Genomic DNA, 24635 nt, shown 5'->3' with positions numbered 1-24635 from the left:
TCGCTCGACCCAGCGTCCGGGCCGGCGGCCGGCGGTTGCACGGCGCCTCCGCAGGCGACGCTCGCCGCGATGCGATTGGCGGGACGGACAGACACGGGGAAGGCCATGTGGCGACTCTACCCTATTCGATGGCGACGCCCCCTGAAACGCGATCCGCGCCTCGCCCCGAGCGCGGAAGCAGAAGCAGAAGCAGACGCAGAAAGCGCCTCGACGGCGGCACGCGAGCGGGGAAGAGGCCCGGCGCGAGGCGGCCGGCCGCGGGCTCAAGCGTCGCGAGCGCGCTGCGACCGCACGGCGAGCGCGGCCGTGGAGCGTCGCCCGCGCGCGCCGATCGCGGCTACCATGCTCGCGGCGCCAATGCAGACAGCCCTCGATCTGACGGTCATGCTCCCGCAGAGCGCCTACGATTACGGGGAGCGCTCGTCGGGCGAGGCCCACGGCGTGGTGCTGACCAAACCCCACGTCGTGAATCTCATCCTCGATCTCGCGGGCTACACCGCGGACCGGGATCTCGCGTCGCTGTCGCTGCTCGAGCCTGCCTGCGGCCACGGCGCCTTCCTGGTCCCCGCCGCCGAGCGGCTGATCCAGTCGGCGCGCCGCCACGATCGCGACCTCCTCGAGATCGAGCCGGCGATCCGGTCGTACGACGTCGAGCGAGATCACGTCGACCGCGCGCGCCTCGCGGTCGCCGGGGCCCTCGCGCGGCTCGGGCTGCCGCACGGCGACGCGACGCGCCTCTCCGAGGCCTGGATCGCCCACGGCGACTTCCTGCTCACCGGCCAGGGACGCCTGTTCGACGCGGTGGTCGGCAACCCGCCCTATGTCAGGATCGAACAGCTCTCGCCCGAGCTCCAGGAGGAGTATCGACACCGGTACAGGTCGCTCTACGACCGCGCCGATCTCTACGTGGCGTTCATCGAGCGCGGCCTCGAGCTCCTCGCGCCCGGCGGTGTCCTCTCCTTCATCTGCGCCGACCGGTGGACCCTCAACCGCTACGGCGCGCCGCTCCGCCGGATGCTGTCGAGGTGGTTCCGGGTGCGGTGCTACGTCGATCTGCGCGGCGCGTCTCCCTTCGAGTCCGAGGTCGTCGCCTACCCGTCGATATTCGCCGTGTCGCCCGGCAAGACGGGGAGCGTCCCTGTCGCGACGCTGCGCACCGCCTCGCCGGAGGAGTGCGAGGCCGCCTCCGCCGCGCTTCGACACGCGGAGGGACGCACGGAGGGGCGCGCGGAGGCGGGCGCGGCGGAGCGCGGCTCCGGCGTCGCCGTGTCGGAGTACGCTTCCTGGTTCGAGGGCGACGACCCGTGGGTCCTCGGCTCGCCGGAGCACCTCGAGGCCCTGCGCGCGCTCGAGGCGCGGTTCGCGCCGATCGAGGAGGTCGGCGGGACGCGCGTCGGCATCGGCGTCGCCACCGGGAACGACAGGATCTACATCGTCGGCGAAGAGGTGGATATCGAGCGCGATCGCCTCGTGCCGCTCGTCATGCGAGGCGATATCGAGGACGGCCGCATCCGCGACGCCAGGCGGTTCGTCATCAATCCCTTCGGATCCGACGGCAAGGTGGTCAATCTCGAGGAGTACCCCCGGCTCTCCGGGTACCTGCACGCGCACGAGGCCGAGATCAGGAGGCGCTACATCGCCCGGCGGGGCGGCGCCGGCTGGTTCCGCACCATCGATCGCGTGGTTCCGGGGCTGACCGACGCCCCGAAGCTGCTCGTCCCCGACATCGCGGGCTCCAACGAGGTGGTCTATGACGAGGGCAGGTTCTATCCGCACCACAATCTCTATTTCATCACCTCGGAGGGCTGGGACATGGAGGCCCTCGGCGGGCTGCTCGCCTCCAGGGTCGCCCTCTTCTTCGTGTGGTCCTATGCGGTCAAGATGCGCGGAGGCTACCTCCGCTTCCAGGCCCAGTACCTGCGGCGGATCCGCCTGCCCCCGCCGGAGAGCGTCGCGGAGGAGATGATGAGCGATCTCCGCAGCTCCTTCCGGCGGCGCGACTTCGGCAAGCTCGACGAGCTGGCGCTGCGCGCCTACGGCATCGACGCGCTCCCCGGGTTCGGCTTCCTCGACACGAGGAGATAGCCCGCTATCCGGGCCCACGCGCCGCGTGATACCGTCGCGCTCTCACGGGGCGTTCGCGGGCGAGGGGACGAGCGATGACGGCCGAGAAGATCGAGTGCGCTAGCCGTATCGAGGGGGTCGTCGTGTACGCGCGCGGGGCGATCGTCACCCGCCGCGTCGAGCTCGCGGCGCCGCTCCCCCGGGGGGCGGTCGAGATCTCGGTGCCGGGGATCACGCCGCTCGCCGAGCCGGGGAGCTTCCGCGCGCTCATCGACGCCGCCGGAGGCGCCTCGGCGGGCGCGGCGGCGGCCTCCGGGCCCGCGCGCGACGTGCGCGACGTGATCGGCGTGCGCGCGCGGCTCGTCGTGCCCCCGGCGCCCGTCTCGAGGACGGCGCTCTCCGCCGAGCTCCGCGAGCTCGAGCTCGCGATCGCGCGCCTGTCGGCGGAGCGCGACCACCTTCGCCTCTGGCGCGACCAGCTCGGCGCCGTCGCGCTCGATCCGGAGCTCGCGCGGCGCTTCCGGCCGGGCGACCCGGCGGCCCGCATCCGCGACGCGCTCGCGGTGAGCCGCCTGCTCTCGGACGAGCTGGCCGCGCTCGACGCCCGCGCCGCCGCGCTCGACGCGGAGATCGAGCGCGCCCGGAAGGAGCTCCTGGCCGCCCAGATCGACGCCGCCCAGGCCACGAGCGGCGAGGTCGAGGAGCGCGATCCGGCGCGCCTCGACGTGGTCGTGCGGCTCGCGCCGGAGCGCGGCGACGCGGCCGGGGAGCCCGCGCTCCGGCTCGAGTACGCCGTGTTCGCCGCGCGCTGGTGGCCCGCCTACGCGGCGCGGTTCTCGCGCGGCGCGACCGAGGTCGCCTTGCAGCTCGACGCCCTCGTCGCGCAGGCCTCGGGCGAGGACTGGAAGGACGTGCGCCTCGCGCTCGCCACAGCCGATCTCGTGCAGGACACGCGGCTGCCGGAGCTCGCCTCGCTGCGGCTCAGCCGCGCGCAGCGCCCACCGCGCCGCGGCTACCGCCCCGCGCCGGAGGGGCTCGACGCCATGTTCGAGGGGTTCGACAGCTTCGTCGCCGCCCTCCCCGAGCCGGCCGCGCGAACCACCGCCGCGCCTGGAAAGCTCCCGCGCACGCGTGGGGGCGACGAGGCCGCGCGGAACCGGGCCAGCCCGGAGCCCCTCGCGGCCATGAAGAGGCTGGCGCCGCCTGCGCCGTCCGTCGCGGGCGCGCTGCCGCCCCCGGTGCAGGCCGCCGCGCCGATGGCGTTCGCCCCGCCGCCCCCGATGCCGGCGGCCGCGCCGATGCCGCTCGCCGCGCCGGCGCGCAAGTCGCGCGGGCTGTCGCTCCCGTCGTTCGGCGGCTCCGGGGCGCCGCCCCCGCCGGCTCCCCAGGCGAGCGCGCCCCCGGCCCCCCGGAGCGCCCTGGGCTCCGCGGCGAGCGTCGACGCCGCGGCCAGCCTCGAGGAGGAATGGCTCGCTCCCGAGCAGGCGCTGGAGGGCGCCGGGGCCGCCCCGGCGCTCGAGCCCGCGCAGGTCGAGGAGTGGCTCGACTTCGACGCGCTGCACCTCCCCGGCGCGGGCAACCAGCGCGGCCGGCTCGCGCGCGACGAGCCCGGGCCCTCGCGGCGCGACGCGCGTCGGGCGGAGCAGGACATCGCGGACCTCGGCGCCCCGCCCCGGGCCGTGGATCCGCGCGACTCACGCGGGCAGTTCGACCACCTCTACGTCGGCGAGAGCGCCGCCGACGTGCCGTCGAACGGCAGGCTCCACCGCGTCGCGCTGGGCGCCGCGCGCGCCCCCGCCGCGCCCCGGTTCGTGACCGCGCCGCGCGAGGCAGCCGAGGTCTACCGCGAGGCGCGCGTCGAGAACCCGTTCGACGCCCCGCTGCTCGCGGGGCCGGTCGACATCTTCGTCGACGGCGCCCTCGCGGCGCAGTCCGCGCTCGGCCGCGTGGACCGGGGCGGCCTCCTCCGCGCCGGCCTCGGCGTCGAGGAGCGGATCCGGGTCGCCAGGAACGCGCGCGTGGACGAGTCGAGCGCCGGCCTGCTCGGCGGCTCGCTCGCCGTCGAGCACGCGGTCGTCATCGACCTCTCCTCGTCGCTCGGGATGGGCGTCGAGGTCGAGGTCCTCGATCGCATCCCGGTGACGGACGACAAGGACGTCGAGATCAAGCTCCTCTCGTCGCAGCCGAAGGCCGAGCCCTACACGCAGGAAGAGCTCGGCGAGCCGGTGCGCGGCGGGCTGCGCTGGCGCGTCCCGATCGCGCCGGGCGGCAAGGCCTCCGTCGCCTTCACCTACCGCGTGGTGTTCTCGTCCAAGAACGAGATTGTCGGCGGTAACCGTCGGGAATAACAAAGGAAACGAGCGCACCATGGCAACGGATGCGAGCGGTTCGGACCGGGCTGGGCGGAGCGCCAGCGGCGGCGGAGGGGGCGACGGGAGCGGCGGCCACGAGGGCGCCCGCGCGCCGCACCCGAGCGTGGCGCGGGCGGTGACGCTGTTCGAGGATCGCGCCGAGGTCGTGCGCGCGGCGCGCGTCGAGATCCAGGCCGGGGCGCAGTGGATCGCGATCGGCGGCGTCTCGGTGTTCGTCGACGAGCGCACCGTGCAGGCGCGCATCGCGGGCGCGGGCGCGGGCGCGGGCGCGGGCGAGGTGCGCGTGACGGCGGCGCGCGTGCGGTGGAGGGCGCACAGGGAGGCGGCGCTCGGTCGCGAGGCGATCGACGCGCTCGAGCGCGAGGAGCGCGAGGCGTCGCTGCGGGCCGGCGCCGCGGAGCGCGCGCGGGACCGGGCGTCGCGCCGCGAGGCCCACCTCGACCAGCTCCTCGCGAAGTGGGCGCGGGCGATGAGCGAGGTCCCGAAGGACGCCGGCGAGCCCGCGCGCCTCGCCTCGTGGCGCGGCGGCGCCGAGGCGCTGCACGCGGCGCTCGCCGAGGCGCTCGGCGCGTCGGCCGACGCGCGCGCGGCGCGGGCGCGCGCCGAGGAGGACGCCCGGCGCGCCGCGGCGCGGCTGCGCGAGGGGTCGGTCGAGCAACCGCGTTATGAAGCGGTGATCGAGGTCGAGGTGCACGCCCCCGCGCCGCAGCCCGTCGAGATCGAGCTGACGTACCGCGTCGCGTGCGCGATCTGGCGCCCCGAGCACCTGGCGCGGCTCGCCGCCGGCGCCGCGGGCGCGAGCGCGGGCGGCGCGGCAGCGCAGGGGCCTGGCGGCTCGATCGAGCTCACCACCTGGGCGGCGGCGTGGCAGGCGACGGGCGAGGTCTGGGAGAACGTCACCGCGCGCTTCTCGACCGCGCGGCCGTCGAGGAGCGCCGAGGCGCCGCTGCTCGAGGACGACGTGCTCCGCGCGCGGCGCAAGACGGAGATCGAGCGCCGCCGCGTGATCGTCGAGGCGCGCGACCAGGCGATCGCCGCGGCCGGGCTCGACCGCGGGGCGCGGGCCGTCGACGAGATGCCGGGGGTGGACGACGGCGGCGAGCCCCTGATCTTCGAGGCGGCGGAGCCGGTGACCCTCCCCTCCGACGGCCGCCCGACGCGCATCGAGATCGCGCGGCGCTCGCTCCCCACCGAGCTCGCGCTGGTGCTGTACCCCGAGGTCCACCCCGCGGCCCACCTGCGCGCCACGGTGACGCTGGACGGCGGCGGCGCCGGCGGACGGCCGCGCCCGCTGCTGGCGGGCCCGGTGCGCGTCGCGCGGGGCGGCAGCCTCATCGGCCGCGCCCGGCTCGATTTCGTGGGCGCCGGCGAGCCGTTCGAGCTCGGCTTCGGCGTGGACGACGCCGTGCGCGTGCGGCGCACCGTCGACGAGGAGCAGGACACCGCCGCGATCACGGGGAGCCGCAAGATCCGCCGGCGTGTGAAGCTCTCCGTGTCCAACCTCTCCAGCAACGTGAAGCGGGTCCTGGTCACCGAGCGGATCCCTGTCAGCGAGGTGGCCGAGGTCGAGGTCGCGCTCGGCGAGGCCCCCGGCTGGACGCTGGACGAGAAGGACGGATTTCTCCGTGGCCACGTCGAGCTCCCTCCGAAGGGGTTGAAGACGCTGTCGTTCAGCTACGAGCTCCGCGCCGCAGCGAGCGTGGTGTTGCCTTTTTGAAGCCAGGAGACGCAGAGAACGGGAACGTGGGAGGAGAGAAGGTGAGAGGGAGAGAAGCACGGAAGCAGGGAAGCCGAGACGCCGGCGGCCGCCGTCGCACGGTTCGCGCGGAGCGCCGTTGACAGGACGCAGTGCGCTTCGGTAACGGATCGTTTTCCCAGCGGCTTCACTCGTGAAGGAGGAGGATCGCCATGAGGCAGCAGATCGACGGGGCCGTGGTGCTGACCGCAGCCGACGAAGACGTGATGGAGTATCTGCCCAACCGAGGCGTCTTCATGGCGCAGCTGCTGGGAAGAGACCGCGGGAACGCCTTCGGCTTCTACAGGGGAACGATGGGCCCCGGCTGTGAGATCTCGCGCGAGCTCCACACGGAGACCACCGAGACCATCTACATCCTGGCCGGGCAGGCGCTCGGCATCGTCGGCGACCGCGAGGTGCCCCTCGGCCCCGGCCAGATGATGCACGTCGAGACGAACGTACACCACGGGCTGCGCAACACGGGCGCCGGGCCGCTCGAGTTCCTCGTCATCGGCCACCCTGATTTCTGATCGCGCGGTCCGCTCCTTGAGGTGCGCCGCGCCCCTCCGGTTCGCCTCCTGCGCGCTCGCCATGACGGCGCTGCTCGGCGCTGCGGCGGCGCGAGCCGAGCCGTCTGCAGCGGCGCGAGCCGAGCCGCCCGAGGCGCCGTCCGGCGCGGCGACACGGGGATCCGTCGACACCACGGCCCTCCGTTCCGGGGCGGCGCTGCCGAGCGCGCCGCGCCGTACCGCGCCGGAGGCTCTCTCTCGCGCGCGGCCCGAGGTCGCGTGGGATCCGGCCTGGCCGCGCTTCCGCGTGAGCGAGTATGTGGCCACGGGGCTCCTGGCCGCGACCGCCTTCGGCACGCTCGCCATCCCGCCGTCGGAGGGCCGGTGGACGACCGTGAACGGCTTCGACGGCTCGGCGCGCGGCGCCCTGCGCATCCGCAGCGATCGCCAGCGCGAGATGGCGCGGGACGCGAGCGATCTCCTGCTCACGCTGATGACCAACCACCTCGCGGTGGACGCCCTGCTCGTGACCTGGTGGGGGCACGGCCGCGGCAGCGTCGCCTGGGAGATCGCGATGATCGACGTCGAGGCGCTCGCGCTGAACGCGGCCCTGAACGGCGTCGTCGCGGGGCTCACGAGCCGCGAGCGCCCCTACCGCGCCGGGTGCGCCGGGCCGGAGGAGCAGCAGGACCGCGACTGCCGGGGAAGCAAGCGGTACAGGAGCTTCTTCAGCGGCCACAGCTCGACCGCCTTCACGGCGGCGGGGCTCGTGTGCTCGCACCACGCGCGCCTGCCCCTGTACGGCGGCGGCGCCCCCGACGCGCTCGCGTGCGCCGCGTCCCTCGGGACGGCGGCGGCCGTGGCGACGCTCCGGGTCGTCTCCGACCAGCACTTCGCGACCGACGCGCTCACGGGCGCAGCGGTCGGCGCCCTGACCGGCCTCGGGCTTCCGTGGCTCCTGCACTACCGCGGCGGCGCCCCCGCCTCGGACGCGCCGCGCGGGGACGGCGTCACGCTCAGCTTCGCGCCCGCGCCGCTCGGCGGGTACCTGGTGGGCAGGTTCTAGCGATGGCGCTCCGCCACGCGCTGGCCGCCGCCGCGGCGCTCGCCGCGCTCACCCTGCTGCCCGCCGGGGCCGGCGCCCAGGATCCGGCCGACCTGCCGTCGCCCGCCGGCGAGCCGCCGCCGGTGCCCTCGGGCATCGACGTCCTGCAGAAGCGCTCTTACTGGGCGCGGAGCGCCGCCGCGCGCCCGTTCCTCTCCGCGCTGATGGATCTCGGCGTGATCTATTTCAGGCCGAGCCTCGCGCTCGGCGTGGGCAAGCCACACTGGTCCTGGCTCGGGATCGAGGCCTACGCGAGCGTGTCGCCGAGCGGCGGCGCGGAGTACCTGGGCCTCCGCGCCGCGCTGCCCAGCGTGGAGATCCGTGGCGGCGCGCGGTACGCCTTCTCGACGACCCAGTACTTCCTCGAGCCTCGGGCGTCGTACACGCGCAGGGACACCGAGCTCATGCAGGGCCCCCCGTCGCGGTACGTCGCGGCGGAGATCGAGGTGTCTGGCTCGATACCCTTGCTCGGAGGCAGCCTGTTCGGCGTCGCGACCGGCTATGCGGTGCTGGGGACGCCGGAGGGATTCTACGTTTACGAGGAGGCGCTCCACGCGGTGATGAAGCCGCCGTACCTCTACCGGGCCCGGCTCGGCTACATGGCCGAGATGGACCGGTTCGGCGAGCTCCGCCTGGGCGCCGCCGCCGAGGTGCTCGGCAACCCTGGCCGCGACAGCCTCGTCGTGCGCGTCGGCCCCGTGCTGGCCGTGTCGTTGACGCACCACCTGGACGCGGTCGGGACGGTGATGGTGGTGGCCGCGACCCCCGATCAGCTCGGCCTGCTGGGCGCGGATCTCGGCCAGCTCGGCCTTCGATACCGGTGGGCGACCGGCGATCACTGGCCGGAGTTCCCGTGACGCATGCGCCTGCCGCGACGCGTGGTAAGCGTCCCCGTATGAACAAGCTCATTTCCCTGACGTTCCTCGCCGCGGCCCTCGCGGCGTGCACGCAGCCCGGCGAGGCGAGCGCGCCCGCGGCCACCGGCGCCGCCGCGCCGCAGCCCGAAAAGGCCGACGCCCCGAAGGCGAAGGCCGCGGACGCGCCGGCGGCTCAGGCGAAGGCGGCCCAGGCCAAGATCGGCCAGCCCGCGCCCGATTTCACGCTGCCGGACCTCGACGGCAAGCCCGTCAAGCTGGCCGATCACAAGGGCAAGACGGTCGTCCTCGAGTGGTTCAACCCCGGTTGCCCGTTCGTGCAGCTCGCGCACCGCCAGGGCGGCCTGAAGGACGTGCCGGCGCAGCAGGCCCAGAAGGGGGTCGTGTGGCTCGCCATCAACTCGGGCGCTCCGGGCAAGCAGGGCACCGCCAAGGAAGAGAACGTGAAGGCAAAGGGCGAGTTCGGGATGAGCTACCCGGTCCTCATCGACGAGAAGGGCGATGTGGGGCGCGCGTACGGCGCCCAGCGCACACCGCACATGGTCGTCATCGATCCGCAGGGCACGGTCGTCTACGCCGGCGCGATCGACAGCACGAAGGGCGGTGAGCCCGAGCCCGGCGAGCAGGTCACGAACTACGTCGATGCCGCGCTGACCGAGCTCGCCGCCGGCAAGGCGATCTCCACGAAAGAGACCGAGGCGTTCGGCTGCACCGTCAAGTACTGACCAGCCCGCCGGCGGGCCCGTGAGCCGCGGAGCAGCTGAACCCACCTCGGCATCATGTCGCGCGCCCCACAAACAGCGTCGCGGACGGCGTCCCGGACTTCAGGGATAGGTCCCGTCCGGGGAGTTGACATGGACGTAAACCCAAGCTTACCGTTGGGCGACAGTTTTGTCATATCGCTCGTAGCTCACGCCTGAAGCGAGGCGCTCACTGGCACGCGGCCGGGCGGTCCGGAATGATGGCGATTCGAGGCCATGCGCTGGGGGGCTCTACCTTCGCTGTTGAAAAGGGTCCGAGTCATGAGCCGAATGGGAGGAGCGGGCCCGGAGAGTGCGAACGCCGCGTGGCCGGCGAGCGAGGAGCCCACGTCCCGCCCCGTCTCGATCGCGCCCCAGAGCAGGCCGCCCCGCTCCGCCCCGCCGGGGAGCTCGGGCGCCGCGCAGGAGACGGTGTTCCAATGCGTCGAGCCGCCCTCGTCGCGCGTGCCGAGCAGGTTTCCCATCCGCAACTGGGATCGGTATGAGTGCGAGTCGCTCATCGGGAAAGGGGGAATGGGCACGGTCTACAAGGCCAGGGACCCGCGACTCCACAGGTACGTGGCGCTCAAGCTGATACGGGGCAACGATCCGGAGCTCGCCCAGCGCTTCATCTGGGAAGCGCGGGCCCAGGCCCGGGTCGAGCACCCGAACATCTGCAAGGTGTACGAGGTGGGCGAGGCGCAGGGCCAGCCGTTCATCGCCATGCAGTACATCGACGGCCAGCCGCTCCACCGGGTGGCGCAGCAGATGTCCCTCGAGCAGCGGGTGAAGATCGTGGCCGACGTCGCGGACGGCCTGCACGCCGCCCACCGGCTCGGGCTGATCCACCGCGACATCAAGCCGGCGAACATCCTGGTGGAGCGGACCGCCGAGGGCGCCTTCCGCCCCTACCTCCTCGATTTCGGGCTCGCGAGGGACACCGCGGCGGACGCCCGAGCGACGGCGAGCGGCGAGGGGACGCCGGCGTACATGGCGCCCGAGCAGGTGTCCGGGGGCCAGCGCCAGCTCGACCGCCGCACGGACGTCTACTGCCTCGGCTCCACGCTCTACGAGGTCCTCGCCGGGCGCCCGCCGTTCGTCGACCCCTCGGTGACGAGCCTCATCGCCCGCGTGGCGCGCGAGCTGCCCGCGCCGGTGCGAAAGATCGACAAGCGGATCCCCGTCGATCTCGAGACCATCGTGATGAAGTGCCTCGAGAAGGAGCCCCAGCGGCGGTACGACTCCGCGAAGATGCTCGCCCTCGATCTCGAGCGCTACCTCGAGGGGGAGCCGATCGACGCGCGCCCGATGGGCATCGGCTACCGCACCCTGAAGCGCGCCAGGAAGCACAGGCTCGCGGTCGCGGCGGCCGCCGTGGCGCTCGTCGTGCTCGCGCTCTCGGGCGCCGTCGCCCTCCGCGCGAAGCTCGCCGCCGCGCGGCAGGCCGAGCTCGCCGCGCGCGTGGCGTCCCTGGCCGAGGGCTTCGGTCAGGACGTCAAGGAGATGGAGCTGTTCATGCGCTACGCCTACGCGCTCCCCCTCCACGAGGTGTCGCGGGAGAAGGAGGTCATCCGGGCGCGCCTGGGCGAGATCGACCGGAAGATGCAGGGCATGCGCGAGACGACGGGCGATCTCGTCGAGGGCCCCGGCCGCTACGCGCTCGGGCGCGGGCACCTGGCGCTGCACGAGCCCGAGGAGGCGCTCGCGCACCTCGAGGCGGCGCTCGCGAGCGGGTATGCCACGCGCGAGGCGAAATTCGCGGCGGGCCTCGTGCACGGCATGCTCTACCTGAAGGGGCTCGATCGGGCGCGGCGCCTCGCCGACAAGGGGGAGCGGTCCGCGCACCAGCTCGAGCTCGAGGAGCGGCACAAGCAGCCGGCGCTCAGGTACCTGAGGGACAGCGTGAGATCGGCCGCGGAGCCGCCGTCGTACGCCGTGGCGCTCATCGCGCTCTACGAGGGGCGGTTCGACGAGGCGCTCACCGAAGCGCGGCTGGCGTTCGCGCGATCCCCCTGGGAATACGAGGCGAAGAAGCTGGAGGGCGACATCCTGCTCGCGAAGGGCACGGCGGCGCGCGACCTCGGGGAGCACGCGGCGGCGCTCGTCGAGTTCTGGGAGGCCGTCGCCTCGTACAAGGGCGCGGCGGAGATGGCCGAGAGCGATCCCGACGTCCACGAGGCGACCGCGCGCGCCCTGAGCGAGATCATGCTGATCGAGGCGCAGCGCGGCGGAGACGCGCAGGAGGTCGTCGCGCAGATCATCGCCCGGTGCGACAGGGCGCTCCAGGCCAACCCGCGGGCGAGCGGCGCGCTCGCCAAGAAGGCGTGGGCGCTCGTGCACCGCGCGAGGCGCGACCTGTCGCGCGGCTCGGACCCGAGGTCGGACCTCGTCGAGGCGGTCGCGGCCAGCGAGCAAGCGGTCCAGGGCGACCCGTCGGACGCGACCGCGTACGGCGCGATGGGGGCGAGCTTCTTCCTCCTCGCGTCGCACGAGAGCTCCGTGGGGCTCGACGCGTGGCCCTCGCTCGGCCGCGCTGTCGACAGCGCGCAGCGATCGCTCGCCCTCGACCCGAACTCGTTCTGGGCGTGGAACGACGCCGCGATCGCCTACGGCATGATGGCCGAGTACGCCGCGTCCCGCGGCGCCGATCCCCTCTCCCTCTTCGAGATCGGCGCGTCGTACGCCGAGCGGGCGATCGAGATCGCGCCGAACGACATGCCGCCGCTCCTCAACCAGGGCTGGCTCTACGCGCGGCGCGCGCAGTACGAGCTCGACCACGGCGCGTCGCCCGAGGAGTCGCTCGACGTGGCCAAGGACAGCCTCGAGGCGGCGCTCCGGCGGCGCCCGGACAGCTACCGCGCCTACAACAACCTGGCCCTGACCTACCTGATCCAGGGCCGGCACCAGCGGCTCACCGGCGAGAGCCCGGAGGTCTCGCTCGCGCGGTCGCTCGAGGCGTACGGCGCGGCGGCGGACCTCAACCCGGACGATCTCGAGGCGCAGCAGGGCGCGGGCCTCGCGCGCATCGAGGCGGCGCACGGGGCGCTCCTCCGGGGGGAGGATCCGACGGCCGCGCTCCGCGCGGCGAGGGGCGCGATCGAGCCCATCGTGGCCGCGAGGCCGCAGAACGCGGGGGCGCTCCTCGCGCTCGGGCACATCGAGCTGCTCTCGGCGCGGTGGGCCGCGTCGCGCGGCAGGAGCCCCGCGCCGGCGCTCGACGCCGCGGAGCGGTCGCTGCTCCGCGCCCACGAGGCGAACGAGGGCAACCCGAGGATCTTCGGCACCCTGGCCGAGGTTCACCGGCAGCGCGCCGCCCTGACCGGGCCGGGGCTCCTCGACGTGCGCTCGGAGGTCGAGGCGGGGCTCGCGCTGATCGAGCGCACGCTGGCCATCGACCCGGGCTTCCCGCTGGCGAACGCCAGGAAGGGCGCGCTGCTCCTCCTCCGGGCGAAGGCGGAGCGCGAGCGCGCGGCGCGCCTGGATCTGGCCCAGCGCGCCGCGGCCTCGCTCGAGGAGGCGCTCCGCGGCAACCCGCTGCTCGCGCGCGAGTACGCGCCGCTCCTCGACGAGGCGCGGAAGGTCGCCGCGGCGAGCCACCTTGGCCCCAGATCCCCGTAGCTCCGCTACCGGCGCCTGGGCCGCGCGAGCCTGGCCATCGCCTCGTCGTGGGCCCACTTGACGCGCATGAACTCGCGGGCGTCGCCGCCGCGATCGGGGTGCGTGACGAGCGCGAGCCGGCGGAACGCCTGGCGGATCTCGTCCGCGCTCGCGGCCTCCACCAGCCCGAGCACCGCGAACGGCGACACGCCGCGCGCGGACGCCGGCCGCGAAGGCGCGCGGCTCGACGGCCCAGGGGGCGGCGGGGGCGCCTCCCGCCGCGCGCGCGGCTTGGGCCACGGGGGCTCACCGCGCAGGACGCGCGTCCAGGCCGTCGCCCACGCCGGCTCGATCTCGACGAGCGGGCGCCCGGCCGCGCGCTCGGCCTGCGCCCGCGCCTCCTCGACGGTGCGCGCGCCGCCCTGGCTCGCGTCCGGAGGGCGGAACGGCTCGCGCGCCGGCTCGGCCGTCCACCAGGCGGCCCACAGGAAGCGGCGGCGGCGGGTCGGGGTCACCGCGTAGACGCCGCGGAGCGGGAGCGTCATCGGGGCCTGGCCTTCAGAAGATCTCGGGGCACCACGGGGCACGCGCGGCGCGGAACAGGCTGTCCGCCCGCTCGATGGCGCCTCCGGAGAGCGCCTCGACCTGGCCCGCGTCGGCCATGCAACGGAACGAGACGCCGCCGAGGTACGCCGAGCCGAGCGCCGTGACGTCGAGGCGGAGGTCCGGCGCCGCCGTGGTCCGCGTCGCGCGCCGCTCGCCCCCGTCGAGCCGGAACCGGCCCGCGTTCCAGGGGCAATCGCGGTCGATGATCTCGAGCGTGAGCGCCTCGCCGCTGCCGTAGGCGCGCGCCGCGAGCGCGGCCTCGACGTCCACGATGCGCACCCACAGCCCGTCGCTCGCCGTGAGGCGCAGCCGCCGCGGCTCGACGAGGAGCATGCCGAGGGGATGATCGGGCGGCAGGAGGCTCGCCTCGATCCGCTGCGCCAGATCGATGTCGAAGAGGTACCGCCAGACGAGCCTCGTCCCGAGCGGCGAGGCGCCGATCGCCTCGATGACGCGGACGGAGCCGATCGGGATCGTGGACGCGTCCCACCGGTGGTGCATGCAGTACAGCGCGTAGCCCTCGGCGCGCCCGTCGACCTCGATCACGACGCGCTGGAGCTGGCCGCCCCCCTGGCGGATGAAGTCGTTGTCGGAGAGCCGCCGGCCCCGCCACCAGGGCTCCGAGCGCGCCAGCATCCCGGGGACGAGCGGGCGGGCGCGCTCCCAGACCGGCGCGAACGCCTCGAGCGCCTCGGCTTCCCCGAGCAGCCGCGCCCGGCCCTCCGCGCTCGCCTCCCCACGGAACGCGGTGCGATCGCGCTCGATCGAGATGGAGCACGCCTGCGACGCGAGGCCGTAGCCGAAGCGGCCGTAGATGGAGCCCTCCGTGGCCCAGAGAGCGGAGATCGGCTGCCCCGCGGCGCGCGCCTCGTCGATGTGCCGCCGGACGAGGCGCGTGAGGATGCCGCGGCGGCGGTGCGTTGGCATGACAGCGACCATCGTGAGCCCGGCGACCGGGACGGCTCCGCCCGGCGTGGTCATCGTGAGCGAGAACGTGCCGGCGGCCCCGACGAGCGACCCGCCGTCGTACGCGCCGAGGCCATACGTGAGCTCCGGGAGCCGCTTCGTCGCCTCCAGGCGCTCGGTGTTCACGAGCGCGCCGAAGGCGGTGAGGATGGGATGGACGAACTCGCCGTGCTGCTCGGGGGCCAGCTGCCGCAGCTCGATGGTCATGCGCCCACGATAGCAGTCGCGCCGGCGCCCTCGCGCGGCGACCTACGCGCTCAGCTGCTCGCGCTCCCTCGCCGCCGCCCGCCGGATGCGCGTCTTCAGCCAGGCCTCGATGAGCGGCCACACCGTGAGCGGCGCGTCCCGGCCGACGACGATGTCGAGGTGGCCGCGCGGGAACTCGCGGTACGTCTTGTCCGAGGAGCGGCTGAAATCGTACGCAGGCTTCACCGACGCCGGCGGCGCGAGGTCGTCGTGCGTGCCCGCGATGACCAGGAGCGGCAGGTCGAGCTGCTCGAAGCGCTCGGCGTAGCCGAAGAGGCTCCCCATGTGGTGGCCGCTCTTCCGCGACGCCGCCGCGTCCAGGAACATGTTCCGGAGCACCGTGATGCTGCCGCTGTCCATCGCCAGCGACATGTGCTGCGTGAGCACCCGCGTCTCCATCGAGCCGGGCACGAACCCCCGGATCGGCAGCGGAAAGATCGGGCTCTCGACGAACGCCCGCACGAACCGGAACGGCTCGCCCCACGCCGACAGCGGGAGCGCCCCCTGCCCGAGCGGGACGCGCCGGTCGACCGTCAGCATCAGCCGGCCGAGCAGCGCGAGCGACCGCGACCCGTGCGTGAACAGGTACGGGCTCCCGAGCGTGACGATCCCGCCGACCGCGTCCCCCATCGTCGGCGCCGTCGCGTAGCCGACGAGCCCCCCGAGCGAGTGGCCGATCAGGTACACGGGCCGCGGGCCCGAGATGCGCCGGATCTCCTCGATCGCCGCCGGCACGTCCTCGCGGACGAAATCGGTCACGTGGGCCGGCCGCCGCGCCCCGAGGTGCCGCGACCGACCGTGCCCCCGCAGGTCCAGGTTGAAGACGTCGAAGCCCGCTCGCGCCAGGTAGTTCGAGAAGCTCCGCGACGGAAGGTGCCAGATGTACCGGTTCTGGCCGTACCCGTGGACCAGCAGCACGCTCGCCACCGTGCTCCGGAGCCGCGCGCTCCGCTTGCGGATCATCGCCAGCGGCACGTCCCGCTCCACCGACTCCGCGTCCTCCACCCCCGGCGCGCGCGCCCCCTCGATGCCACGGCTCGCGCTCGCCGGCGGGGACTCGTGCGCGGTGCTGCGGACCCGCACCACCACGAGCTCCTTGATGAACCTGTCCCGCTCGTCGCGGTCGATCGTCTGCTCGACCTGGGCCTGATGCAGGATCATCCTTTCCGTCTATTGCGGATTATTTTGCTGTGTGCAACCTCGTTTGGTCCGCAGCAATGCCGTCGCCGTGGGGCCCTGCCGCGCCGACATCACACGGCCACTGACGGCGATCACGGGCAGGCGCGCTCTGGTGCGCCGTCATGGAAAAAGCTCCGCCGTGGGCGGTCCGCAGGCATCACACGGCGCTGCGTCTCGTGTACCCTGCCCTCGCTGGTGCCCGGTCCACCGGGGCGCGCGGAGAACCCGATGCTGGCCTCGGCGTGCCTGTTCCGTGGGCGCGGAGCCCGGCCCTGAACTTACGCATCGCTAGGTGACCTACAATGTACCACGTGAAGATGGGTCGGCAGCTCGCGGTCGGGGTGCACGCAAGGGCCGCCGCGCTCGCCGCATTGCTCGGCGCTGTGTGCTTCTCGTCGAGCGCCGGCGCGCAGCCCAAGGACGACGCCGAAGGCAAGCTGGACGACTCCCCCGCTGCCGAGAAGCAGGCCACGGACGAGAAGGCGCAGGACGACAAGGCGCCTGGCGAGAAGGACAAGCCGCAGGAAGCGCCGCCCGAGGGGACGGATGAGAACGCCCCGTTCGAGAGGGAGGGCAAGACCTATCGGTTCGCCGGGCTCCGGTTCCGGAACCTCATCGTGCCGAAGGCGATGATCAACCTCTTCGCGGACGGCGGGTCGAGCGTGAACGTGTTCACCTTCGGCCCGGAGCTCTCGACGCGCAGGGATGGGCTCGAGATCGATCTGGCGATCTCCTACGCGGACTACTCGATGGATCCCTTCCTCTTCAAGGGGAAGAACGACGGCAACGACGCCTGGGAGATGGTGTCGAGCACCATGAAGCTCGTCTACTTCACGACCGATCTCCTCTACGAGATCCCGCTCGACAAGGAGAAGGGCCGCTTCTCCCTGCTGATCGGCGGCGGCGTCGGGCTCGGCGTCGTCTTCGGCAACCTCTACCGCGCGCAGGCGTACCCGAACAACCCGTCGCGCCTCGACCCCGACGACGTGGGCTCGTGGAGCAAGTGCGCCGGCCCGACCGGCGGCTTCTGCGACGGCTCCAACGACCATTTCGGCGACTACGACGAGCCGAGCTGGATCAACGGCGGCTCCAAGCCGTCGGTGTTCCCGTGGATCTCGTTCCCGCAGCTCAGCTTCCGGTACAAGCCGATCAAGCAGCTTCAGACGCGGCTCGACGCCGGCTTCTCCATCACAGGGTTGTTCTTCGGGCTGTCCGCGGGATATGGCCTCTGATCGAGGGATGAGGTGACGTCGCGTCCGCTGTTTCCGCCGCGTTATGAGCCGATCGGGGCCCTCGGAAAGGGCGGTGGCGGCGAGGTGTGGGCGGTGCGCGACCGCCTCACCGGCAAGACGGTCGCGCTGAAGACGCTCGGCGAGGAGGCGGACGAGCCGGAGGTGCTCGCGCTCGTCCGCGAGGCGGCGGCGCTGTCGGGCGTCGAGGGCCTCGGCGTGCCGCGCGTGCTGCGCTTCGGCCGGCTGCCCGCGTCAGGGCGGCCCTTCATGGTGCGCGAGCTCGTCGAGGGGACGAGCCTCGCCGATCTGCTCGCGCGCAAGGGCGACCTGGCGAGGAACCTCGCGGCCATCGCCGACGCGGCCGATCAGCTGACGCGCCTGCACCGCGCGCTCCTGCTGCACGGCGACGTGAAGCCCGCGAACATCATCGTCGGCGAGGGCGGCCGCGCCACGCTCGTCGACCTCGGCCTCGCCGCGCCGTTCCGGGACGACGGCTCGCGGCCCGTGGGCCTCACGCCCCGCTACGCCGCGCCGGAGCTCTTCAAGGGCGACCCGCTCACCGTCCGCGCCGAGGTGTTCGCGCTCGGCGCGACGCTCGCCGAGGCCCTCCGCGACAGCGGGGGCGAGCGCGACCCGAAGGTCGTCGAGGCGCTCCAGGGGGTCGTCGACCGGGCGACCGCCAAGGACCCGAACGCGCGCTTCCCGAGCGCCGACGAGCTCGCGAACGCGCTCCGGCGCGCGGCGCGGCTCCCCTCCGGGCCGGGAGAGGAGGCCGCGAGGCCGGGCGAGGCGGGCGCGAGGCCCGACGCGGACGCGGGCGCCGTGGTCTGGCCCATCGTCGGGCTGGACGCGCCCTCCACGCGGCTGCTCGCGCAGATCATGGCGCTGCCCGCGGGCGGCGGGCTCTCGATCGAAGGCCCGCGCGCCTCCGGGCGGAGCGCGCTGCTCCGGCGCATCGCGTGGTCGCTCGAGGTCGGCGGGTACGCCGTCGCGTGGGTCGAGGCGGCCGGCGTGGCGGACCCGCGCGAGGCGCTCTCGATCGAGCTGTCGGAGCACGATCTCGGCCGGGTGACGGCGCTCGTCGACGACGCCGATCGGCTCGGCGACGCGGCGATCGAGCGGCTCGACGAGGTGCGGAGGGCCGGCGGCAAGCTCGTGCTCGTGCTCGGGGATCCATCGGACAGCGGCGCGAACCGGGCGCCAGGCGCGCGGCGCGGCGCGCGCGGTGCGCGCGGTGCGCCGACGGACGGCGCGCCTTCCCCCGCGCGCCTGGGCCGCGGGTTCGAGCGCTTCGAGATGGCGCCGCTCGACGAGCAGGTCGCCCGCGAGCTCGTGCAGCGCACCATCCCGTCGCTGAGCGACGCGGTGGCGGCGCACGTCGTCGCCCGCGCGGGGCGGTGGCCCGGGCGCATCCGCGAGATCGTCGCGTGCATCGCGCGCGCGCCCGTCGCGTCGACCGAGGACGTCGATCGGCTGCTCGACGCGCCCCCGACGAGCGCGGTGGCGTCCGGGCCGGGCGGCGCGGGCGCCGAGGGGGCGGCGCTGCCGCCGGCGGAGATCCACCGGCTGCTCGACCGTGGCCACTTCGACGCGGCCGCGGAGGCGCTCGGGCGGCACGAGGGCGACGGCTCGGCCGCCGCGGTGCCCACCTTGACGCTCGCGCGCGCGCGGCTCGCCATGAACCGCGGCGACACGGCGCGGGCGCTCGCCGAGCTCGGGCGCGTGAAGGAGCAGGTCGAGGCCTCGGACGATCACGCGCTGGCGGCGTTCTGGTCGCTGCAGATGGCCCGCGCGCTCGTGCGCGCCGGCGACTACGGCGAGGCGGAGCGCCGCGCGGGCGAGGCCGTGGAGCGGGTGGGCCCGCTCAAGATCGAGGCGGGGCTGACCGGCGCGCCGCGCCCCGAGCTCGCGACGGCCGCCGCGTTCGGCGCCTCGCCCGAGGCGATCGTCGCCGAGGCGGTGGCGACGCGCGGGCTCGCGCAGAGCTTCGCCTCGCGGCACGAGGACGCGAAGCGCACGCTGGAGCACGCGGTCCGGCTCGCGCGGCTCACGGGAGAGCCGCGGATCCTGTCGGTCGCGCTCGTGTCGCTCGCCTTCGCGCTCCAGCGGGACGACCACCTCAGCGAGGCGAAGGCGGTCTACGAGGAGGCGCTCACGGCCGCGGAGCAGGCCGGCGACGCGGGCACGCTCGCGACGACCCGCCTGAACCTCGCCGCGCTCACGAAGCTCCAGGGCGACCTCGGCGCGGCCATCCGCCACCTCGAGGCCGCCGTCGATCTGGGCCGGCGCTCCGGCCGCGTGGCGACGATCCGCCAGGCGCTCCTCAACCTCGCCAACCTCGACCTTTACCTCGGGCGGCTCGCGCGGGCCCGGGTGTCGCTCGACGCGCTCGCCGCCCAGCGCGCGGATCTCGCGCCGCAGCAGCAGGCGCAGCTGCTCGCGCTCGAGGCGGAGCACGCGGCGCGCTCGGGCGATCTCGAGCAGGCCGAGCGGCTCTGCCTCGAGTGCGCCGAGGCGTACGAGGCGATGGGCCGGCGCATCGACGGGGTCGAGGCGCGGCTCGAGCGCGTGCTCTTCGCCGTGGCGCGCGCCGGCGCCGATCCGCGCGCCCTCGGCGAGGAGATCGACGTGGCGTCGGAGCGCCTGGGGACGACCGGCGCCCACCGCGCCCTGCTCGCGCTCGCGCGCGGCCGCGTCGCGGCGGTCGCGCGCGACGAGTGGCGGGCCCGGGCGGCGTACGACGAGGCGCTCGACGCGGCGCGCGCCGCGGGCCAGCGCGACTGGATCTGGCGCGCGCTGGAGGCGCGGGCGCAGCTCGAGACGGAGCGGGGCCACCTCATCCGGGCGCGCCACGACCGCGAGGAGGCGCTGATCACGCTGGAGGAGATCGCCTCGAAGCTGCCGCGCGACCTCCGGGAGGTGTTCTGGAACGACGCCCGGCGCAAGGAGATCCGGGCGGCCGCGATGCTCGAGCTGATGAGCAGCCGCACGGTGCCGTTCACCCAGCAGAGCGCGGCGGCTCAGGCAGGCGCGGCGGCCCCGCAGGGCGAGGACCGGCTGGCGCGGGTCCTCGAGATCAACCGCGAGATCGCCGGCGAGCACGATCTCACGCGCCTGCTGGCGAAGGTGACCGATCATGCGATCGCGCTCCTCCAGGCGGAGCGCGGGTTCATCATCCTGCAGCGCCCGCCGCGCGACGAGCTGCAGCAGGTCGCCGGCGAAGGCGCGGTCGATCTCTCGATCCACGCCTCGCGCGACCAGGCGGGGGACGACCCGCACGCGCGCTTCTCCAGCTCGATCGCCGAGCGGGTGATCTCCACGGGCGAGCCGGTCGTGACCGCGAGCGCGCGGGACGACGCGCGCATGAGCGATTACGTCTCCGTGCACCAGCTCATGCTGCAGTCGGTCGCGTGCGTGCCGATCCGGCAGCGGAGCGGGCAGGTGATCGGCGCGCTGTACCTGGAGACCCGGCTGAGCGCGGCGGCGAAGTTCGAGGTGGAGCTCCCGACGCTGACGGCGCTGGCCGATCAGGTCGCGATCGCGATCGAGACGGCGCGCCTCGTGAGCGAGAACGAGCGCCGCGCCCGCGAGCTCGAGCGCGCGAACGAGGAGCTGCGCGCGGCGCGCGCCAAGCTGGAGGAGCTCCTCGGCCACCGCACCGCGCAGCTGGCCGCGACGCGGCGGGATCTGCGCTCGGCGCGCGCGGTGATCCGCGGCCATTTCGGCTACGAGGGCCTGGTCGGCACGAGCGAGGCGATGCGCCGCGTCTACGCGCTCATCGACCGGGTGAAGGACACGGACATCCCGATCCTGATCACCGGCGAGAGCGGGACGGGCAAGGAGGTCGTCGCGCGGACGATCCACAACGCGAGCCCGCGGGCGAAGAAGCCGTTCGTCGGCGTCAACTGCGGCGCGATCCCGGAGCACCTGCTGGAGAGCGAGCTCTTCGGGCACGTCCGCGGCGCGTTCACGGGCGCCGATCGCGACCGGAAGGGTCTCTTCCGGGAGGTGACCGGCGGCACCATCCTGCTCGACGAGATCGGGGAGATGCCGCAGAAGATGCAGGCGGGGCTCTTGCGTGTGCTGCAGGAGAAGGTCGTCCGTCCGGTCGGCGGCGCGCGCGAGGAGCCGGTCGACGCGCGGGTCATCGCGGCGACGCACCGGGATCTCGCCGACATGGTCTCGAGGGGCACGTTCCGCGAGGATCTCTACTACCGGCTGCACGTCGTCGAGGTGCGGGTGCCGTCGCTGCGCCAGCGGATCGAGGACATCCCGCTGCTCATCGACTATTTCCTCGGGATCTTCGCCGCCCGCTACGGCCGCGATCGCCGCAGCGTGTCCCGCGCCGCGCTGAAGCGGCTGTCGGCGTACACCTGGCCCGGGAACGTGCGGCAGCTCGAGAACGTGCTGCTCAACGCGTGGGTCCTGTCGGATCGCCCCGAGCTGGAGAGCGAGGACTTCGAGCTGCCCGACGCGGCGCCTCGGTCGCTGCGGGGCTCGCTCGACAACGCCGCCACGCCCCCGCCGCGGGCGCCTGCTGGCGGCGGGGCGCCCGCGAGCGCCGGCCGGGCTCCGCCGTCGAGCGACCCACACCGCGTCGAGACGTCGCTGGACGCGCACAAGGCGAGCGAGCGGGAGCGGATCCTCGTCGCGCTCTCGAGCTGTAACTGGAACCGGGTGAAGGCGGCGCAGGTCGTGGGCCTGCCGCGCCGGACGTTCTACCGGCGCCTCAAGGAGTACGGGATCCAGTGACGCGGGGGCCGCGCTCGGGGCGGGGCGCGGCGGCGAAGCTTGCCGGCTACCTCGCCCAGAGGACCGAGAGATCGAGCTCGATGGCCTCGAAGGGCTCGGCGCGGACGCGTGCGGCGTCGCGATGGACGACGGCGGGCCTCCAGCCACGATCCTGGCCGAGCACATGGACCTCGAGCGTCCGAGCGATCGGCTCGACGAGCCACGCGTGCCGCACTCCCTCGCGCGCGTAGATGGGCATCTTCACCTGCCGCTTGTACGCTTCCGTCTGCGGGTCCAGGACATCGCAGATCCAGTCAGGTGCCAGCTCGACGTAGGCCGTCTCGGGGAGCTCTGGCATGCGCTCACGGCGCCACCCCACGAGGTCCGGAACGAGCACGTCCGTGTCATCCGGTGAGCCTCGGTCGGGGAAGTGCAGCTCAGGTCCGTTCAGAATCCACCAATCCCCCGGCAGCTCATGGCCATGGTCCCGTGGCGCCCTGGCACCGGGGCGGAGCTCGCCGAGAAGAGCTGATCTTGCCAGAGCATGCCGCGGGGCAGACCGCGAGGTGATGTGCAGCTCGCCCCCGATGAGCTCCGCCACCTTGTTCGGCGGGACGGCTTCGAGGTCGGCGTACGTCGCGCGGCGCTGCTTCTCGGCGGGCTGGCCCATGGGCGAAGCCTGCCCGGGGGCGGATGGCGCGGCAAGGCAGCGAGACGTGCGGGGTCGACCCGCCAATAATCCCTGGAAACGCCGCGCTTCACGGCGCATCATCCCGGCCACGGGACCCAGTGAACGATCGTTCGAACCTCGCCGCCTCCATCGACGGCGCGCCCCTCGCCGACGAGGAGGCGCGCGATCTCTGGACGCGGTTCAGCCGGTACATGGATGAGCACCGCGGCGACATGGCGGGCTTCGCGCGGGAGAACGGCTACGCGAGCGTGACGCCGACCTTCGAGCGCGGGCAGGCGCTGCTCGTCGTCCGGACGACGGAGGCGCCGCCGGAGAAGCCGGCTCAGCGCCTCAGCGGAGCGAAGCCGGCCCAGCGCCCCGGCGGAGCGAAGCCGGCTCAGCGCCCCGGCGGAGCGAAGCCGGCCCAGCGCCCCGGTGGAGAAAAGCCAGCGCCGCGCCGCGGAGGCAGCAGCAAGCCAGCGCGCGGCAGGCGGCGGCGCTGAGCGCCCACCGTACGGGCGCGAACCGCGAGCTGCCTCGATCCAGGCGGAGAGGCGCCCCGATCGGCCGGAGCCTCACCGCGACTTGCCGGCCCCTCCGGGGAAGTCCTTGCGCTTGATCTTGGCGCGCCGGCCGTCGGGGTGGTGGAACACGATCCCCTCGGCGAGGTGGCCCGGGGCGAAGCGGCTCTCCAGGTGCTGGAACAGGCCGTGGAGGCCGTCATAGGTCCTCGGGACGTCGTCGTAGACGGGAATCTCGAGGTTGAACGGCACGACCATGTGCCTGTCGAGCCCGAGCGGGTTGCCCTGAATGCTCGGTCCGAGCGCCTCGGCCGAGTGCTCGCCGTCCGGCCAGCCCTGGAACTCCGTCCCGCGAACCGCCTCGAAGATCCACTTGTCTTCCGGACCGTGCTCGTCGGCGTCGACGTACCAGCCGTCGATGATTCCCTGCTGCTTCTGGAGCTTGCTCGGGTTCCTGCGCTTCTCGACCCGGACCACGTGGCCCGAGCGGAGGGTCAACCGCACGTTCGTGCCGTCGAGCTTCTCGGTGGGACGGCCCTCGCCCGCAAAGACCCACTCGCACCCCTCCCGCGGCTTCGGGAGCACCTTGAAGTCGTCGCCGCGATCGAAAATCGTCGGAATCTTCTCCATGACCTGAATGCCCTTTCGTACCTGGCCGAGCAGCTCGTCAGGGGTGATGACGCCCCCAGCGAGCCCGCTCGCCAGGGCACGCACCAGCTCCGCGACAGAGGTGTTCGCCTCGAGCGCGACGCGCTTCAGCGCCATCCGCTCCTCCGGCGAGATCCACGCGACAAGGCGTGACCAGCCTTCGGGCGGAACCCATGTCGCGAGCTGCTGCGGATCCTTCCTCGGTCTGCCGCGCGGGCGGCCTGGCGCTGTCACGAGCTTCAGGGTAGCCCGATTTTCTATTGTGTCAATTGGCAAAACAGTAATTTGGAACGAGGCGAGAGAGGTAGGAGCAGGCGGGACGTCGAGCGCTGCCCTCGTGGAAATCGGGGGCCAAGGCGAGCACCGCGAGGGCGCGCAAGGACGCGCAAGGACGCGCGCCTGGGGACATCGGGGCTCCGTGCGCGGTGACGCCCTGGCCCTGCAACAGGGCTGCTGGTCTGCCGCCGCGGGTTCAGTCGGGGAGGATCCAGGTGGCCTTGGCGGTGCAGCCGTAGGCGTCGAGCGCGCCGGGGTGCGAGAGGGGGACGAGCTTGGTCTGGCCCTTCGCGAGCGGCCCGGTGACCGAGCGGGTGTAGGGCCCCGGATCGCCGTAGTAGTGCGTGACGGTGAAGGTGATCTTCGCATCTTCCGGAACGCCAAAGAGCGAGGTGTTCTTGATCGCGGCGTTCGGGTTGAAGATGCTGGGATAGGTGATCGAGCAGGAGAGGTTCACGGTCTTCGTGACCGGGCCGCCGCCGTCGTCCCCCCCCGGGGCCGATGATCGCCTCTGCGCCCTCGCCCACGACCTCGGCGGCGTCGCTCGCGCCCTCATCGACGCT

Annotated in this window: 17 protein-coding genes; 11 read left to right on the top strand and 6 right to left on the bottom strand. The window is 73.8% G+C overall.

Annotation, left to right across the window (positions count from 1 at the left end):
• Nucleotides 1-357 precede the first annotated feature (357 nt).
• The 8 genes from WMF45_RS01800 to WMF45_RS01765 all read left to right on the top strand — a co-directional run bounded on the left by WMF45_RS01800 (nucleotide 358) and on the right by WMF45_RS01765 (nucleotide 13018).
• The gene (locus WMF45_RS01800) at nucleotides 358-2085 is read left to right on the top strand and encodes an Eco57I restriction-modification methylase domain-containing protein (protein ID WP_437715254.1); all 1728 of its coding nucleotides are present in this window, start codon (nucleotides 358-360) and stop codon (nucleotides 2083-2085) included.
• A gap of 74 nt (nucleotides 2086-2159) precedes the next feature.
• Nucleotides 2160-4412, top strand: coding sequence for a DUF4139 domain-containing protein (locus WMF45_RS01795; protein ID WP_437715253.1), 2253 nt, complete (start codon nucleotides 2160-2162; stop codon nucleotides 4410-4412).
• Nucleotides 4413-4431: 19 nt separating this feature from the next.
• The gene (locus tag WMF45_RS01790; RefSeq protein WP_437715252.1) at nucleotides 4432-6153 is read left to right on the top strand and encodes a DUF4139 domain-containing protein; all 1722 of its coding nucleotides are present in this window, start codon (nucleotides 4432-4434) and stop codon (nucleotides 6151-6153) included.
• Between the two features lie 191 nt (nucleotides 6154-6344).
• The gene (locus WMF45_RS01785; RefSeq protein WP_012232951.1) at nucleotides 6345-6701 is read left to right on the top strand and encodes a cupin domain-containing protein; all 357 of its coding nucleotides are present in this window, start codon (nucleotides 6345-6347) and stop codon (nucleotides 6699-6701) included.
• A 16-nt stretch (nucleotides 6702-6717) separates the two neighbouring features.
• Nucleotides 6718-7746 (top strand): phosphatase PAP2 family protein, encoded by a 1029-nt coding sequence (locus WMF45_RS01780; RefSeq protein ID WP_437715251.1) that lies wholly within the window; start codon nucleotides 6718-6720, stop codon nucleotides 7744-7746.
• A gap of 2 nt (nucleotides 7747-7748) precedes the next feature.
• A complete protein-coding gene (locus WMF45_RS01775) occupies nucleotides 7749-8642 on the top strand; it encodes a hypothetical protein (protein WP_437715250.1) in 894 nt (297 codons plus the stop codon).
• Between the two features lie 38 nt (nucleotides 8643-8680).
• Nucleotides 8681-9385 (top strand): thioredoxin family protein, encoded by a 705-nt coding sequence (locus WMF45_RS01770; protein ID WP_437715249.1) that lies wholly within the window; start codon nucleotides 8681-8683, stop codon nucleotides 9383-9385.
• 297 nt (nucleotides 9386-9682) lie between these two features.
• Nucleotides 9683-13018 carry a protein kinase domain-containing protein gene (locus tag WMF45_RS01765; RefSeq protein WP_437715248.1) on the top strand — a complete coding sequence of 1112 codons (3336 nt, stop codon included), beginning with the start codon at nucleotides 9683-9685 and terminating at the stop codon, nucleotides 13016-13018.
• A gap of 5 nt (nucleotides 13019-13023) precedes the next feature.
• On the opposite strand, the gene WMF45_RS01760 is transcribed toward WMF45_RS01765, so the two are convergent.
• The 3 genes from WMF45_RS01760 to WMF45_RS01750 are packed head-to-tail and all read right to left on the bottom strand — an operon-like array spanning nucleotide 13024 to nucleotide 15976.
• The gene (locus WMF45_RS01760) at nucleotides 13024-13542 is read right to left on the bottom strand and encodes a J domain-containing protein (RefSeq protein ID WP_437715247.1); all 519 of its coding nucleotides are present in this window, start codon (nucleotides 13540-13542) and stop codon (nucleotides 13024-13026) included.
• Between the two features lie 13 nt (nucleotides 13543-13555).
• Nucleotides 13556-14776, bottom strand: a complete 1221-nt coding sequence (locus WMF45_RS01755; RefSeq protein WP_437715246.1) for a GNAT family N-acetyltransferase — start codon at nucleotides 14774-14776, stop codon at nucleotides 13556-13558.
• A gap of 42 nt (nucleotides 14777-14818) precedes the next feature.
• Nucleotides 14819-15976 carry an alpha/beta fold hydrolase gene (locus tag WMF45_RS01750; protein WP_437715245.1) on the bottom strand — a complete coding sequence of 386 codons (1158 nt, stop codon included), beginning with the start codon at nucleotides 15974-15976 and terminating at the stop codon, nucleotides 14819-14821.
• A 320-nt stretch (nucleotides 15977-16296) separates the two neighbouring features.
• Here WMF45_RS01750 and WMF45_RS01745 point away from each other — a divergent pair, with 320 nt between their 5' ends.
• A complete protein-coding gene (locus tag WMF45_RS01745) occupies nucleotides 16297-17226 on the top strand; it encodes a hypothetical protein (protein ID WP_437715244.1) in 930 nt (309 codons plus the stop codon).
• A 12-nt stretch (nucleotides 17227-17238) separates the two neighbouring features.
• Nucleotides 17239-21978, top strand: a complete 4740-nt coding sequence (locus WMF45_RS01740) for a sigma 54-interacting transcriptional regulator (protein ID WP_437715243.1) — start codon at nucleotides 17239-17241, stop codon at nucleotides 21976-21978.
• A gap of 46 nt (nucleotides 21979-22024) precedes the next feature.
• Here the strand turns inward: WMF45_RS01740 and WMF45_RS01735 are convergent, their stop codons facing one another.
• Nucleotides 22025-22627 (bottom strand): Uma2 family endonuclease, encoded by a 603-nt coding sequence (locus WMF45_RS01735; RefSeq protein WP_437715242.1) that lies wholly within the window; start codon nucleotides 22625-22627, stop codon nucleotides 22025-22027.
• A gap of 119 nt (nucleotides 22628-22746) precedes the next feature.
• On the opposite strand from WMF45_RS01735, the gene WMF45_RS01730 reads away from it, so the two are divergent.
• On the top strand, nucleotides 22747-23130 hold the full coding sequence (locus tag WMF45_RS01730; RefSeq protein ID WP_437715241.1) for a hypothetical protein: 384 nt from the start codon (nucleotides 22747-22749) through the stop codon (nucleotides 23128-23130).
• A gap of 72 nt (nucleotides 23131-23202) precedes the next feature.
• On the opposite strand, the gene WMF45_RS01725 is transcribed toward WMF45_RS01730, so the two are convergent.
• Both WMF45_RS01725 and WMF45_RS01720 read right to left on the bottom strand, forming a co-directional pair.
• Nucleotides 23203-23913, bottom strand: coding sequence for a hypothetical protein (locus WMF45_RS01725; RefSeq protein WP_437715240.1), 711 nt, complete (start codon nucleotides 23911-23913; stop codon nucleotides 23203-23205).
• A 355-nt stretch (nucleotides 23914-24268) separates the two neighbouring features.
• A complete protein-coding gene (locus tag WMF45_RS01720; protein ID WP_437715239.1) occupies nucleotides 24269-24529 on the bottom strand; it encodes a hypothetical protein in 261 nt (86 codons plus the stop codon).
• Between the last annotated feature and the right edge of the window lie 106 nt (nucleotides 24530-24635).

Origin of the sequence: Sorangium sp. So ce448, from assembly GCF_051520915.1 — a bacterium.
In the GTDB taxonomy this organism is placed as follows: domain Bacteria; phylum Myxococcota_A; class Polyangia; order Polyangiales; family Polyangiaceae; genus Sorangium; species Sorangium cellulosum_B.
The sequence above is the reverse complement of the archived record's forward strand: the minus strand, read 5'-3'. Positions and strand labels throughout refer to the sequence as shown.